This window comes from Verruconatronum alginivorum, from assembly GCF_056590205.1.
The window spans coordinates 1,370,204-1,384,303 of sequence record NZ_JBWPVQ010000001.1; the positions used below are offsets into that span (position 1 = coordinate 1,370,204).

The 14,100-nt window shown below is 60.1% G+C and carries 12 protein-coding genes and 1 tRNA gene; 3 read left to right on the top strand and 10 right to left on the bottom strand.

The genetic code is table 11. The features are described 5' to 3' along the window. Window positions 1-22: 22 nt before the first annotated feature. The 7 genes from ACWUI2_RS04795 to ACWUI2_RS04825 all read right to left on the bottom strand — a co-directional run bounded on the left by ACWUI2_RS04795 (window position 23) and on the right by ACWUI2_RS04825 (window position 6,242). Window positions 23-454, bottom strand: coding sequence for a (deoxy)nucleoside triphosphate pyrophosphohydrolase (locus tag ACWUI2_RS04795; RefSeq protein ID WP_486981727.1), 432 nt, complete (start codon window positions 452-454; stop codon window positions 23-25). Between the two features lie 492 nt (window positions 455-946). Further along, a complete protein-coding gene (locus ACWUI2_RS04800; protein WP_486981728.1) occupies window positions 947-1,867 on the bottom strand; it encodes a nucleotidyl transferase AbiEii/AbiGii toxin family protein in 921 nt (306 codons plus the stop codon). Beyond that, window positions 1,864-2,463, bottom strand: a complete 600-nt coding sequence (locus tag ACWUI2_RS04805) for a type IV toxin-antitoxin system AbiEi family antitoxin domain-containing protein (RefSeq protein WP_486981729.1) — start codon at window positions 2,461-2,463, stop codon at window positions 1,864-1,866. The genes ACWUI2_RS04800 and ACWUI2_RS04805 overlap by 4 nt, the downstream gene beginning before the upstream one ends. Window positions 2,464-3,239: 776 nt before the next feature. Beyond that, window positions 3,240-4,022, bottom strand: a complete 783-nt coding sequence (locus ACWUI2_RS04810) for a hypothetical protein (RefSeq protein WP_486981730.1) — start codon at window positions 4,020-4,022, stop codon at window positions 3,240-3,242. Then, window positions 4,009-4,527 (bottom strand): hypothetical protein, encoded by a 519-nt coding sequence (locus ACWUI2_RS04815; RefSeq protein WP_486981731.1) that lies wholly within the window; start codon window positions 4,525-4,527, stop codon window positions 4,009-4,011. The genes ACWUI2_RS04810 and ACWUI2_RS04815 overlap by 14 nt, the downstream gene beginning before the upstream one ends. Window positions 4,528-4,781: 254 nt before the next feature. After that, window positions 4,782-4,994 (bottom strand): hypothetical protein, encoded by a 213-nt coding sequence (locus ACWUI2_RS04820; protein WP_486981732.1) that lies wholly within the window; start codon window positions 4,992-4,994, stop codon window positions 4,782-4,784. A gap of 240 nt (window positions 4,995-5,234) precedes the next feature. Continuing rightward, window positions 5,235-6,242 carry a Fic family protein gene (locus tag ACWUI2_RS04825; RefSeq protein WP_486981733.1) on the bottom strand — a complete coding sequence of 336 codons (1,008 nt, stop codon included), beginning with the start codon at window positions 6,240-6,242 and terminating at the stop codon, window positions 5,235-5,237. Between the two features lie 392 nt (window positions 6,243-6,634). Between ACWUI2_RS04825 and ACWUI2_RS04830 the strand changes: the two genes are divergently transcribed. Next, window positions 6,635-7,324, top strand: a complete 690-nt coding sequence (locus ACWUI2_RS04830; protein WP_486981734.1) for a hypothetical protein — start codon at window positions 6,635-6,637, stop codon at window positions 7,322-7,324. Between the two features lie 131 nt (window positions 7,325-7,455). On the opposite strand, the gene ACWUI2_RS04835 is transcribed toward ACWUI2_RS04830, so the two are convergent. Further along, window positions 7,456-7,532: transfer RNA gene (locus tag ACWUI2_RS04835), tRNA-Asp, on the bottom strand. 173 nt (window positions 7,533-7,705) lie between these two features. On the opposite strand from ACWUI2_RS04835, the gene ruvB reads away from it, so the two are divergent. Both ruvB and wrbA read left to right on the top strand, forming a co-directional pair. Continuing rightward, complete coding sequence (gene ruvB, locus ACWUI2_RS04840; protein WP_486981735.1) at window positions 7,706-8,749, top strand: Holliday junction branch migration DNA helicase RuvB; 1,044 nt, start codon at window positions 7,706-7,708, stop codon at window positions 8,747-8,749. Window positions 8,750-9,114: 365 nt separating this feature from the next. After that, the gene (gene wrbA / locus ACWUI2_RS04845; RefSeq protein WP_486981736.1) at window positions 9,115-9,756 is read left to right on the top strand and encodes an NAD(P)H:quinone oxidoreductase; all 642 of its coding nucleotides are present in this window, start codon (window positions 9,115-9,117) and stop codon (window positions 9,754-9,756) included. 101 nt (window positions 9,757-9,857) lie between these two features. Here the strand turns inward: wrbA and ACWUI2_RS04850 are convergent, their stop codons facing one another. Beyond that, window positions 9,858-10,346: a hypothetical protein gene (locus ACWUI2_RS04850; RefSeq protein WP_486981737.1), complete on the bottom strand. Its 489-nt coding sequence runs from the start codon at window positions 10,344-10,346 to the stop codon at window positions 9,858-9,860. Window positions 10,347-11,905: 1,559 nt separating this feature from the next. Next, window positions 11,906-14,098, bottom strand: a complete 2,193-nt coding sequence (locus ACWUI2_RS04855; protein WP_486981738.1) for a YfbK domain-containing protein — start codon at window positions 14,096-14,098, stop codon at window positions 11,906-11,908. Window positions 14,099-14,100: the final 2 nt, after the last annotated feature.

Here is a 14,100-nt window from a genome sequence, read left to right on the forward strand (position 1 = left end):
AGCGTGCGAAAGCAGCGTAAGTTCAGCGCGGATACAGGGCAACTTTGTTCTTCAGATTCCTTTGTTGCAAGAGAGAAAGTAGTTCGGCAAGGATCGGTAAATCCGCGGGGGCCCATTTGATGGAGTGGGCGTCACTCGCATTCAGCCACAGAGCCGCGGAATGTTCCACGAGCTTCAGCGACGGGCGGACATCGCAGCGGGCCAGGAAGGGAACCAACCGGATGGAGCCGAAATCATATCGGTGCGTGACAGAAGTGAGCGGGTGAAGAGAATTGACCGTTAAGTGAAGCTCTTCCCGCAGCTCTCGCCGCAAGGCTTCCTCTGGTGATTCACCCTTCTCCACCTTTCCGCCTGGAAACTCCCAGAGACCGCCAAGAGATTTTTCGGGCGGCCGCTGGGTCGCGAGAAAGGTGTTTTGGGAATCCAGGAGGATGAGGCAAGAAACGGTGACCATGAGGCAATGAACGAAAGCGAACCCAATTCAGTTCCATTTGGCAAAAGCAAAACCACAAAGATTCAGGAGGACCAGTAACTCGTCGCGCGTCCAGCGCTTTCCGGCAGCCATGGGGAAGAGGTTGAACCACTAATGGACACATATAAAACACGAATCTGCGCACGAAGGTCGAATCTTCGGGGAAGATTCGCTACGGGTTTGGGCTCGTCTCGTAGCGATGATGCCACGCCTTCATCGACCCGGCTGGAAGAGTCTCTCCACCATCGTTCCGAGGATCGGGTGGGCGATTTCGTTTTTGGGGACGCGGACTGGTTCGTAGGCGGGGTTGTCCGATTTGAAGATCCAGTGGGTGGCGTCCTGGGTGATTGATCGGCGGAGCCGATGTTCCTGGTTCTTGGTGCTTGGTTCTTTCCGTGTGTGGCGGGGGCAACACTTCGGTATGGCTCGTGGCACTCCGTCTCGGAGCCACTGTGTGGACAAACGTGAACGGAGTCAGGATTGCTCACCTAGGGCGGTCCATCCGTGGTCGGGCACCCATTTCAGGTCGTCTGCCGCGGAAGGGCCGAGGTTCGGCATGAGGAAGTCTGCGATTCTTTGGACGACGGTGGGCAGCTCCGGCGAGTTGAGCCGGTTTCTTCTGAGGAAGGCCTGCCATTGCTTTGTTTTATCCTCAGAGTCGAAGAAGGCTTCGGTCAGGCCCTGGGGCAATTCCGTCGGGAGCGATGTGCGGCGCCGTTTGAAGGTCGCCTCGATGGCTTTCCGGAGAAGAGCGCCGTCAAACTGGAATCGGCCCTGCAGATAGTGCAGATCGTAATAGTCTTTCATGCGACTATTCATGAGTCCGAGTTTTACGACCGCTTCGAATTTCTCCGCCACGACCGTGTAAATGGGGTAAGCGCGAAGCACGGGGCGCGGAAAATCCAGGAGGCAGGGGTAATCCGCCCAGTCAGCCCCGGGAGTGACTGGATCGCCCAGCCCGATATCGACCTGGATCGGGAGGCGTCCGCTCCCAAGCCGGGCTGTGATGTTGATGCGGATACCGCCGTAGGCGTTATCTTCCCTGATCTCCGTGGCGGATACGGATTCGGGGTCAAAGGAGACGCCATCGTCTGGACAAGGAGTTTGCGTGATGACGCGAAAGATCTCTTCGATCTCGGGCAGGTCGCGGGAAGGTTGCCAGAGGAGATCAAGGTCACGAGTGGGCCGGTGGGTTTCTCCTTCCCAGAGGACAAAGAGCATCGCTCCCTTCAGGAGGAAAGAGTTCCGGTGGTTGGATATCGAAAGGCGGTAAAGGAGTCGTTCAATCGCATAGCGGACTTCAACGAGGTTGTATTCCGTTTTCGTGACGCGGGCGTGATTGAGGAGCCTTTGCCGGACTGAGGCGGCCATGTTGGCGGGATGTTGCCTGCTCATACAATCGCCTCGATGTAGGGGGTCATGACTCGTTCGACGCGGCAGATCCGGGCATAGTGGATGAGGTCATCCATCGAGAAGCGGCGATTTCGCCATCCTTCGCGCAGGGCCTCAACCGCGACGTCCGTTCCAACCTTGTTTCTGAATTTGAAACAGTCGGCGATGGTTTTTGCGGGATTATAAACCCGAATGGCGGCGCCCTCATCCATGGCCTGCTCGACGCCTTCCTGGAAGGCGCGGCCGGAAAAGCGAATGTAGTGAAGGGGCGGATATTCGGACCTGGGCGGATGGGCTTTGTGTTCAATAGCCATCCAGACCTCAGCTGGGTGCTGGGTCCCGATCTGGTGGAGGGCGAGTGCGGAGAGGAGGGCAACGACTCCGTTGGGAACCTGCTTGCACGCGAGGGCGAGACTGTGCCAGCGGGGCATTTCGGCGTCAGCATGGGCGTAGACCCCCCTGGACTGCCTGACCGCCAGCCCGCGCTTTTCGAGTTCGGAGAGATACGACATGGGGAAGCCGATGGAGGGAAGCTCTCCAGTCCGCAGCATGCCGCGTTGACGCAGCAGTTTCTCAAGTTTGTCCAGCTTTGTGGCCATCGAAGAAAGATCGGCAGATAGTAATAAGTGCCGAGATTACTTAAATCCGGTCGAGGCGCAAGTTGGAAGAAATTTTAACCGGACACGAATAGACACGAATCGGCGCGGGAAGGTCGAATCTTCGGGGAAGATTCGCTACGTCTGGAACTCGTCTTGTAGCGATGAAGCCACGCCTTCATCGACCGGAGCAGGAACTCCGGCCCGACCTCCAGTCGAGTCCGCAGCTCATCGCGGATCTGGGGGAGCAGCGGGAGGGGCGAGTCATCGGGCGAAAGGCCGATGCTGCACGGAAAAGCATCATCGGGCGAAAGGCCGATGCTGCACGGAAAAGCATCATCGGGCGAAAGGCCGATGCTGCAACGCGCAGGTAGACTGCCGACGGAAGACATTTGGGCGCAGGGAAGAGTCTCAATGGCCTGCCGAAATTCCTGCGCGCTCATCGCGATTTCTGCGCAAGCGGGTTATCGCCGATTGGCAACGCCGGCTTCCTGCGGTTTATGGCAATCTCGAATTTGCCCATTCCCCCTCTGGAACCTCAGGATCACCTTGTCGTGTTTGTCATAGCGGGCATAGCCGTGTTTGCAGAGGCATTCGAGGTCGATCCGATAACAACCAACCAGAAACGGCTTGGAGGACTTATCGCGCTTCCAGTAGAGGGACATCGTGATTGGCGATTGCTTCCATGGAATCCGCCCAAAGTGGTGCCTGAGCACATCGCGGCCAGTCCATTTCCTACTCGTCCGGGCATCTGGGGAAAGAGGTGTGAACGCATGATTTCATACGCTTGACGAGGATGCCATCTGCTGATCGGAAGGCAAGACTGCCGGGCTACTGCCGCTGCTCCGTTCCCCAAGCAGACGATCATAGAACCGACCGCTTCGCGATGTCGCGAAACTTCCCTCGCAGTCCGGGTAAGCGAGCCTGGCTGGCCGAGTCAGGCGGAAGATGCCCGGACAGCGCTTCCTGAAACGATGGCGTCTCCCACAGAGCGTTAATCGCGCAACGACGTAGCCGCGCAAGTCTGTCGGCGCATCCTCAATGTCGCGCACGATGCCGGAGCGACCGTCAATGACAGTGATCAGATCCTCCAGGTCGTGGCTGGCGTAATAATCGTTTTCACCGCGGTCACGAAAGGCCACGTATTTGGTGGCAATAAAGGCGACCGGGGAAATCAACCGGAGGCGCGTATGGGCGATCTCCTGTTCGGTGGCTGTGGCAAGCGCCTCGGCAAACCACGCCGTATTCAATCCGATCTTCGCCCCCTCGGTCGGCATGATATCGACGGTGAGTTTTCCAAGGACCCAGCGGCAAAGAGGCGCATCCTCACGGGTGTCGTGGGCGAAGCCAAGGTTGCGGAGACGAGCCTCCAGATCAGAATACCGCCTGGCGGTGAAAACCTCGATAATCACATCGACATCGTCGGTCGGTCGAACCGGGGATAGCTCGGGCTCGTCTACCAGGAGTTGAACGATAGCCCCGCCGACAAACGCGTAGTTGATGCCGAGTTTGTCGAGCCGATCGGCGACGGCTCGCATGGCGCCAATGTTAGGCTGCGACATGGTGGACTTTCAAGCGTTTGAAAAGTTCTCGTTCGGCGACACGGCGCTCGCGGGCCCGCCCGATACGAATGGCATCCACCAAGGTCAGCAGATCGTAGAGGGCGTCGTCATTGCGAGCCGCGAGGGGGACGCTGCGATAAAGCGGTTCGACGCCGGCCCCCTGGACCCGACCTTCCGGGTCCGGCCACACGGGAGGGATCTGACCGCCGGACTTAAACTGGCCCGCCATTGCCGGAGCGGCCCATGCCGTCGGCATTCCCCTTGTAACCTCCGACAAGTGCGCTGGAAAGGCGTGCGGGACCCCATACACCAAAAACTTTGCCAGCGCCTCGCGGTTGATCTGTTTCGACTCCGCGTCCGCCAGCCGCGCCTTTACCAGGCGCCGTATCCCGGCGTGAACTTCGGCCGCGCTCATTCCCAGCGCTTTAGCCAGCTCCGCGTAGCTCGGCCGGCTCGAGGTCAGAGTGAGCTTAAGGGCAATTGGAATATCCTGCGGTTTCGTCATCCCGATCATACGCTATTCGCGAATCGCGAATAATCAAGCCTCCTTTCGTGGGTGCGTCTTAAGGATTGGGAGAATCAGTAACTCGTCGCGGGGCCAGCGCGTTCCGGCAGCCATGGGAAATCGGCGGAGCCGATGTTCTTGGTTCTTGGTTCCTCCGTGTGTTCCGTGTATTCCGTGTTTGAAAAACGGCTGTGGGCTCGCTCCTTTGGCTGAACCGGATGCAGACAGAAGAACACTGGTGTCCAGAAACAACCTCACTTCCGCTTCTTCGGCTTCCGAACATTCTTGAACGCCTCCATGGCCTTCTCATCTTCAGCAATCCACCCGCGAATCGTGGCCTCGGGGAGATCGCGCACAGGGACCGCCGTGGCCGGCTCTAGAAACAGTTTGCCGTCCCTTTCCTCAGCAAGAAGCATCGGGTTCTCCAGCCGGTCCAGACCCAACTTGGACCGGAGATCGGGAGGCAACGTCACCGTCCCACGTTTACTTACAGGCAGTATTACAGGCATACAGTAAAGCTGCAATGCAGCATCGCAAAAGTCAAGATGACCAGAGTATGTCGAGGGGAGGTTTAACCACTAATGAACACGAATAGACACTAATCGGGGGGAGCGGATGACCCGTATCTTATAACGTGGGCGGATATGGTTAATCCGCCGACCGACAAGGACACGGTAACGAGTTTCGCCCTGCCATTTCCGCCTTGTTCATGGGTGTTTGAGGGAGTATTTACCGGTCTTCTTGCCGCCGACTTTTTCAACCATACCGGCATCCAGCAGTGGGCGCAGGAGATCCATCGCGCCTTGGCGGGAGATCGCGAGGGCGGCCCAGATTTCTGAAGGCGACATGCTGCCATGATCGCGCAACAGTCGGAGCAGGCGTTCCTGTTTCGGACGCAGCACGAGCTTTTCGGAGGATCTCCCTTGCAATGCCTGCACCCGCAGCCAAACGCGTTCCAAGGTCTGGCGCAGTCCTTCGGCGCAATATAAGAGCCAGCCGGTGAGATCCTCTCCGGCCACGCGCACGGCATCCAGCGCCGCGTAGTAACCGGGACGGTCTTCCCAATAATATTCGTCCACCGAGAAAATGTGATGGCTGTCGAAACCGCGACGGTAAAGCTCCCAGAGCGCGAGCGCCCGCCCGGTGCGGCCGTTGCCATCGGCGAACGGGTGGATGTGCTCGAACTGGTAGTGCAGGATCGCCGAACTCAGGACCGGCGAAAGCTCCACCGCCTTCTTGTTCCACCACTCCAGCAGTTCGAACATCAGCCCGGAAACATCGGCGGCGGCCGGCGGAAAATGCCGTCCCACCCGCACCTGGATCGTTCGGTAGCTGCCCGCCGTGCCCTGATCCATCACCTTGTCGGCCAGCAGGCGGTGCAACTCAAACAAATCCTCATGGCGGATGGTCTTCTTGCGGGCGTGCTTTTCGATGTATCGCAACCCCGCGAAATAGTTCAACACCTCCCGGTTCGAGCGGGGATCGGAGGCGACCGGTTCGCGGCCTTCCTCCAGCGCGCGCACCTGCTCCAACGTCAACGGGTTTCCCTCGATGGCGGTGGAGGCGTGGCCGTTGCGGGTCCGCGTGTCCTTTTGCAACGCCGGGATCCACAAAAGCTCGATGGTCGCCCCCAGAATCCGCTCCCGCAACGCGGCAATCGCTTCCACCAGCGATAACAGACGGGGCGTGATCGTGAATTTCGGTTCGTAGGCCACGGCCGTAAGTCAAGTTTTAGTCAATCCGTCAGTCAAGTCAGAAGGATCAGTATTCGTCGCGCGCCCAGCGCCTTCCGGTTCTTGTTCTTGGTTCTTTCGTTTTTACCTTCGTGTCCTTGGCGTTCTTGAGCGAAGCGGGCGGTTTAAGGGGAGTTTTAACCACGAATGAACACTAATGGCGGGGGAAACGGTTGGTTACGTCGAGTTGATTGCGGAGCCAAGTCTTGTCGGATGTGACTGGTCCAAGGTCTGAGCCGCAATGATTTTGCCGGCAATGATTTTGTCCTGAATGGGATAAGTTGTGGAGAGGTGCTTCTGGACAGAATCATGGAAACCAATCGACACAAATACCCGTCTTGAAAAGAATGATTAAGGTCGCCACTTTCCAGAGTATGACTGACGAATCGCCCGCGTTCCCTCGGTTGCCGACATCGCTCAACATCCTGCTTATCGTTCTCCTGATCGCCGTTCATTTCGGGAGCATCCCAATGTTGCTCTTTGCTTCCTTCGGTCTGGGTATCTTTCTTTTGCTTCTCCTCGGCGCCCAGTTCGTTTTCTGGACGATTTTTCGATCCCTCATCAAGAATCGGCTTTGTTGGACTGCCTTCCTGATGGCGCCCTCTTTGCTATTGGCGGTCTACGTCGGATATGCGGCGCTTCCGAGCACCAAAATCGCTGACATCCTTCATGCCGCACGCCTTGCGGATCTTCCCGCATCCGCCACGACCATCCATTTTGAAAGATCGCTCGGACTCTTCTCCGGGGAGTCGCGTTTGACTTTTCGAACCGACGCGACGGAAGTCGAACAATTCCTTTCTTCTTCGCCCAGTCTTCAGGGCGTGACGCCCAAGAACTACTCCCAGGATTACCGGAGGGTGCCCTTCCCGCAAGACGGCGTTTCATGGGATCTTGAGCGGTTTGACTACTTTCGTCCCTCCCCTCGTGCTCCATCCTGCTGGAGGGACGAGGTTTCTTCCGGTCGCGGTTATGAAATCCCGGCAGACGACAGAGGAAACAACTGGGGCATTCTCCTTTACGACGAAGAATCTGGCACCGTTTTCATTCACGTGGTGCACAGTTAATAACCCACAGCCTCACAAGATCCGCGCCCATCTGCACCCATCTGCGGTTCAAGACTTTTCCCCGCGCTCCTTCGCCGAGGCCGTACACAAAGAAACCGACCTGTGGCCGGCTTCTCTACACCATGAAAAAATGGCGGGATAGACGGGACTCGAACCCGCGACCTCCTGCGTGACAGGCAGGCGCTCTAACCAACTGAGCTACTACCCCCCGAAAGGGTTCCTCCAAAAGGAAAGTATCAACCTTAGAATCTGACCCTTCCAAGTCAAGCGACTATTCCGGGGTTTTCCGAAAAAATTTCCCGGTCCCCGTTCCGCCCGTTTCACCCGACCAACGACAAATGGGCTTGTGCCCCCGAATCCCGCCCCCTTTGATGGCAACCGATGAGCGATCCGTCAGCCAAGGGAGGCAATTACATCAAAGACGTTCTCTCGGCCCCGCCCAGCGCGGTCGAAGCCGCCTTGCGCCCGTCCGGTTTCGACGACTTCACCGGCCAAAAGAAATCGATCGAACGGCTCAAGGTGATGGTCGGGGCCGCTCGCCGCCGGGAGGATCCGCTCAACCACATCCTGCTCAGCGGTCCGCCGGGTCTCGGCAAAACCACCCTCGCCTTGATCCTCGGCCACGAGATGGGGAAAAACGTCCGGATCACCTCCGGCCCGGTGGTCGAACGTCCCGCCGATCTCGCCGGCCTCCTCACCAACCTCGAAGAGGGCGACATCCTTTTCATCGATGAAATCCACCGGATGTCGAAAACCGTCGAGGAATACCTCTACTCGGCAATGGAGGATTACTGCATCGACATCCTGATCGACCAGGGACCAAACGCCCGGAGCGTCCGGCTCACCATCCCCCGCTTCACCCTCGTCGGCGCCACCACCCGGAGCGGCTTGCTGACCGCCCCGCTCCGGAGCCGCTTCACCCTCCAAACCCGCCTCGATTACTACTCGAAGGAGGATTTGATCACCATCATCTTCCGCAGTTGCCACCTTCTCGGGGTCGAGATCGACGCCGACGGCGCCGCCGAAATCGCCGCCCGGGCCCGCGGCACCCCCCGGGTGGTCAACAACCTGATCCATTTCGTGCGCGACTTCGCCGAAGAACGGGCCGACGGGAAAATCACCCGTCCGGTCGCCACCGACGCCCTCGAGCTCCTCGAGATCGACGCCCGCGGCCTCGACGAGATGGACAAACGGATCCTTGGCGTCATGGCCCGCAATTACAAAGGAGGACCGGTCGGACTCGGCACCATCGCCGTCGCGGTCGGCGAAGAGACCGAAACGCTGGAAGAGGTCCACGAACCGTTTTTGATCCAGGAGGGTTATCTCCAGCGCACTCCCCAGGGGAGGACGCTCACCCCCCGCGGTTACGAAGCGATCGGACTGAAGGGGCTGACCGGACCGGACCAGGGCGATCTGTTCGGTTGAGTCGGAGTTGGGTTGGTTGCTTTTCGCGCTGAAGGGACACACCCCACCGCTCTCTAGAGGGGAACTTTGTGTAGGCAGATCCCCTTCTTCTATGAAACGTTAAGCGTTCATGCGGTTTGCGAGGCTAAATCGGAGGGTTGGCTTCCAGCCGACCTCACCCTGAAACGACGCCGACGGCGGACGGCAGGATGCCATCCCTCCCAGTGGCGAGGAAGTTTCATTCCATGTTGTTCCCCGGGCGCAGCCCGGATTTTTGCTCTTGAGAGGGGGGGACCATGCGCGAGCATGGTGGGGTGTGTCATTCCTCTTGGCTGTGGACCACGTTCAAATTTGCCGATCGACGCCTCTCCGGGTATCCTTGGAGGATGAGCGATCAACCGGTAAAAATTCTCGTCGTTTACTACAGCACCTATGGCCACACCTTCCGGATGGCGAAGGAAGTCGCCGCCGGTGCTGAGAGCGAGGGGGCCGAGGTGCGGCTCCGGCGGATTCCCGAATTGGAGGAAGCGAAGAAGGCGCTGTCGGGACAGGAGGGCTACAAACAAGCCCTCGAAAAGCAGTCCGAGATTCCGGAGGTCAATCACGACGATCTGCGGTGGGCCGACGGCATTCTCTGGGGGACTCCGACCCGCTACGGCAACATGACCGCCCAGATGAAGCAGTTCATCGACACCACCGGGCCGCTGTGGCAGGGCGGCGACCTCGAAGACAAGATAACCGGGATCTTCACCAGCACCGCGACTATCCACGGGGGACAGGAAAGCACCATCCTGACTTCCCTGGTGCCGTTGCTCCATCTCGGGATGATTTTCATCGGCACTCCGTATGGTCAAAACCCGCAGATCATGACCACCGACGGCATCGGCGGTTCGCCCTATGGTCCGGCGACGCTGGCCGGAGGCGACGGTTCCTGCCAACCGGTGGAACCGGAGTTGGTGACCGCCCGCAACCTCGGCATCCGCGCCGCGAAAACCGCCGGGCCTCTCCGGGTATTGCGGAAGAGTTAGCGGTTAGCGGATCGGACGGGACGCCGCGCCGGGGGACGGCCGCGGGTCGTGGGTCGTGGGAGGAACGCCGTTTCGCGGCGTCCCTCCAAGGGATCGTTGGGCTACCCTAATTTCTCCCCGTTTCGCCGGAGGATTTTATCCACCGGGGGATGCGGATCATAGGAGGCCTTGTCGGCCTGGTGCCATTTCCCTTCGGGGGTCTTCCACCAAACGCTCAGGTGATCGCCAAACTCGGTGTTCAAGACGAACCGATCGGATTCGGTGTAGGCGTGGTAATGGACCCCGGCCCGGTCGATGGCGGCCATCGCCTCGGCATCCTTTGCCCTCCCGGCATGCACCCGGAGGATTTCGCCGGGACGCAATGGCCCTCCCGTCTCCTTCCAATAAACCCGGGTCGCCTCCTGGATGGCTCCTTCGGCATCAAAGGTGGCGTCGGCCAAGTGGAGACTCGAGGCCGGCAACGGGCGGGTTCCCGTATTCTGGAGGTCGACCCATTCGCCGAGAAGGGTCGCGGGGGCCGGACTTTCGCCGGCTCCCGCCTTTCCCGCCGGGTTTGGTTTGGCCCGGATGATTCTGATTGCATAACTCATCGTTCAATATCCTTTCAAGCCGCCCGCTCCGGCAGTCCGGAGCTCACGGCATTTTGCTTTCAATTTCGTCCGGCCTGGTCTACCTTCGCGGCTGCGACACTGGGAAGGAGGCTTCGGCCAAACTTCTGGTTCCAAGCCGCGGGAGAGACTGCTTTCCCGCGGCTTTCTCGTTTAAAAGGACCTATTGTTGAAAAGTTCCTTACGTTTGATAAAAGATGAACAAACGATCACCAGCAAGGTCTTTTTTGAAAAAGCGATCATCGAGTTTTGTCGGGTTGGCGAAGAACATCAGACGGAGCCGTCCTAACAACGGCAGACGGACGCCGACGGACATCCGGCGAAAGCCGGGATGCTACAACCGGAGTTACGCGGAGCAATGTCGCCGTGGGGTTCCCGAGCATATGCTGGAGCTTCGTGCTTTAGCCGAAGACCGTCGGGCGGCGGAGGCAGGCTGAGCCATCCCGATTGCGGCAGACGGACGCCGACGGACATCCGGCGAAAGCCGGGATGCTACAACCGGAGTGATGCGGAGCAACGTCGTCGTGGGGTTCCGGAGCGTAAGCCGGAGCTTCGTGCTTCAGCCGAAGACCGTCGGGCGGCGGAGCCATCCCGACGACGGCAGACGGACGCTGACGGACATCCGGCGAAAGCCGGGATGCTACAACCGGAGTTACGCGGAGCAACGTCGCCGCCTGGGGAGTCCAGAGCGTAAGGCGGAGCTTCGTGCTTTAGCCGAAGACCGTCGGGCGGCGGAGCCATCCCGACGACGGCAGACGGACGCCGACGGACATCCGGCGAAAGCCGGGATGCTACAATCGGAGTTATGCGGAGCAACGTCGCCGCCTGGGGAGTCCAGAGCGTAAGGCGGAGCTTCGTGCTTCAGCCGAAGACCGTCGGGCGGCGGAGACAGGCAGAGCCATCCTGACAACGGCAGACGGACGCCGATGGACATCCGGCGAAAGCCGGGATGCTACAACCGGAGTTACGCGGAGCAACGTCGTCGGGGGGTTCCAGAGCGTAAGCCGGAGCTTCCTGCTTCAGCCGAAGACCGTCGGGCGGCGGAGACAGGCGGAGCCATCCTGACAACGGCAGACGGACTCCGACGGACATCCGGCGAAAGCCGGGATGCTACAACCGGAGTTACACGGAGCAACGTCGTCGTGGAGTTCCAGAGCGTAAGCGGAGCTTCGTGCTTTAGCCGAAGACCGTCGGGCGGCGGAGACAGGCAGATCCATCCTGACGACGGCAGACGGACGCCGATGGACATCCGGCGAAAGCCGGGATGCTACAACCGGAGTTACACGGAGCAACGTCGTCGTGGAGTTCCAGAGCGTAAGGGGAGCTTCGTGCTTTAGCCGAAGACCGTCGGGCGGCGGAGACAGGCAGAGCCATCCTGACAACGGCAGACGGACTCCGACGGACATCCGGCGAAAGCCGGGATGCTACCGGGAGTGATACGGAGCAATGCCGTCGTGGGTTCCAGAGCGTAAGCCGATCCAAACGACGGCGGCTGAAGCGCGCCGCTCCTTCATCTTCGCCGGGTTCGCAACGGCGAAAGCCTATTCCTCGCCGGCGAGGCGGGCCGCGCGGTCGATCACAGTAACGAATTCGGCGCGGTGCCCGCCGGGGTCGCGGCCGAGAGCGTCGAGGGCGATGGCGCGGATCTCTTTCCACTCGAAATCACCGACGTGCTCCGAGGCGCGGAGGCGCATGCCGAAGGCGGCGACCGCCGCGCCGAATCGGAAATCGGCGTTCGCCTCTTCAAACGGCTTCGGCTCACCGGCTATCAGATATTCGACGATCAACCGGCTTTCCTCTTCCCCGGGGCGCTTGTAACGCACCTTCACCGTGGCCAGTTCTCCGTCGGCGGCGACCGGGGCCGGGCGCACCAGCGTCTGGTAACGCAACGGGTCGACCTCCGGCAGGGATCCTTCAGCTGCGGCCGGGGGAATGATCTCATAAAATGCGACCACCGTATGCCCGGGTCCGATTGACCCTGCCGGCTTGGCGTCGTCGTTAAAATCTTCGGCATTGAGCATCCGGTTTTCGTATCCGATCAGGCGATACCCGGCCACCTCGGCGGGATTGAATTCGACTTGGATTTTGACGTCATGGGCGATGCTGAAGAGATTGCCGGTCAGTTGCTGGAGAAAAAACTTGCGGGATTCGGCCGAGGTGTCGATGTATCCATAAACTCCTTTACCTTTGTTCGAAAGTGTTTCCAACATGTTGTCCTTGTAGTTCCCCATGCCAAAGCCGAGAACCGTCAGCGAAATCCCTTTTGCGGCCTGGCGGGCGACGAATTCGCCGAGCTCGCCCCGGTCAGTGATGCCGACGTTGAAGTCGCCGTCGGTGCAGAGGATCACCCGGTTGTTCCCCCCTTCGATGAAGTGTTTCCGCGCCATCTCGTAGGCCCGTTGGATCCCCTCGCTCGCATGGGTGGAGCCGGAGGCGACCAGTTGATCGATGGCGTGACGGATGGTTTCGGTGTTGTTGGCGGTGGTCGAGGGGAGCGTGATCGACGCCGAACCGGCGTAAACCACGATCCCGACCCGGTCGCGCTGGTCGAGCCGGTCGACCAGCAGACCGAGCGCTTCCTTCACCAGCGGCAACCGGTTGGGACGGTTCATCGACCCGGATACGTCGATCAGGAAAACCAGGTTGGACGGCGGACGCTGATTCCACGGAAGTTCGTAGCCTTTCAACGCCACGCGGAGGAGCCGGTGTTCGGGCGCCCAGGGAGCGACGGCCTGCTGGAGATGAATGGCGAATGGATCTCCGCCCTCCTCGGGCGACAGCACCGGGGGCGCGTCCTCTTCGTAAGGGAAATAGTTAATCATCTCCTCCAACCGAACCGCGCTCGCCGGGGGGAGTTGGCCGCGGTTGAGCATCGCGCGGACCTGCGGATACGCGGCGGTGTCGACGTCGATCGAGAAGGTCGACAACGGGGCAACTGTCGGCGAACGGAAACCGGTTTCCTCAATCGGATCGTAGGCGTCGAGATTCCAGGGAACGGCCGTCCCCGGCCATTCGGGAGGAGCCGGAGTCGGCCATGGCCTCGGGTGAAAATCGAACGACGGTGCCGCGAAGCCCCGCTCCAACAACGGCTCCGCCGTCGCGAAAGCGGGTTGTTCGCGGGTTCGGAGAGAAGGTGCGATTCTCCCCGCTTCCCGATAATCGTCGGTCATGGCTTGGGCGAGAGCCGGGGCCTCCGACGGTTCGGGACGGAGACGCGGTCTTGGATCCGAACTCGGTCGCGCCGGGGCTGGGGAAGCGGCGACGGAATCTTCGCGGGCGATCATCGGTTCCGGAGCGGCTTCGGCAGAGTCGGCTTCGCCGGGAGCGCTGACGATCTGAAATTCGCCCTCCCGTTCCGGCATCATCACCGGAAACAACAGAAACCCGACCAAAATCACCGCCGCGGCGGCGCTCAACCACGGCCACGAAAACCATGGACGATCGGTCTGGGCCGGGTGTTCGGTGCGGGGTTCACCTCCGCCTCCCTCTCCGCCTCCGCCGATAGCGGTGGCGGCGGCGTGGATCGTCGCTTTTTCGGCGGCGGACAAATCGGCCGACGGTTCGGCCGCCAGCAATTCTTCGAGCTCGATGGCGGAGGCGCGGATCGCCTCGACCTCCTTCTGGAGTTCAGGGGAGGCGGCGACGGCTGCTTCGATCTCGCCCGCTTCGACGGGATCGTCGATTTCGCCGAGGGCGAAGGCGGTGAGTCTGGGATCATCTGGAGAAATATTCATCG